Consider the following 538-nt stretch of genomic DNA (forward strand, 5'->3'; position numbering starts at 1 on the left):
CCTTCAGCTAAACCTTCAGCATGACCTTCTGCATGTCCTTCCGCATGGCCTTTAGCCCTACCTTCAGCTATTTCTCTTTTGGCCCAGTTCTCAAGGGAATTTTGATCGAGATACGCCTTTTCGCGCATTAAGTATTCATACCAGCTCGCATCATCCATAGTATATTTTTTCTCAAACATAATCGCCTCCTTTATGAGAGGATCGCTTTCTTTCAATTTATCTAAAAGCTTAGCATCGCTTCCCGTCAGGTATGTCAGCCAACGGTTTAATCGTTTGATTTCCTTTATGCTTTTACTGCTGTTCTCTGTACTTATTTTGCGCCATTTGGGCAATTCAATGAAAAAGAAATCAATATCATCATTTAAAATTCTATCATGATTGTATTTTCTTAACTGATAACGACTGAGAAATTCTTCATCTTCATCAAGCTTGAAATTGACGATATTAACCATGATGCACGGTCTTAAATTTACATAATCATCACCTGTTTTAATTCCTCTTTCATACAGCTTGGAAAAATAATAGAGAGTACGTTTTC

The 538-nt window shown here is 37.0% G+C and carries 1 protein-coding gene; it reads right to left on the reverse strand.

Going from position 1 to position 538, the window contains the following annotated elements:
- Positions 1 to 538 (reverse strand): Rpn family recombination-promoting nuclease/putative transposase (locus HMPREF9444_RS09075; RefSeq protein ID WP_040909486.1); only part of this gene is annotated, 538 nt, incomplete at both ends.

It is taken from the genome of Succinatimonas hippei YIT 12066 (genome assembly GCF_000188195.1).
GTDB classification, from domain to species: Bacteria; Pseudomonadota; Gammaproteobacteria; order Enterobacterales; family Succinivibrionaceae; genus Succinatimonas; species Succinatimonas hippei.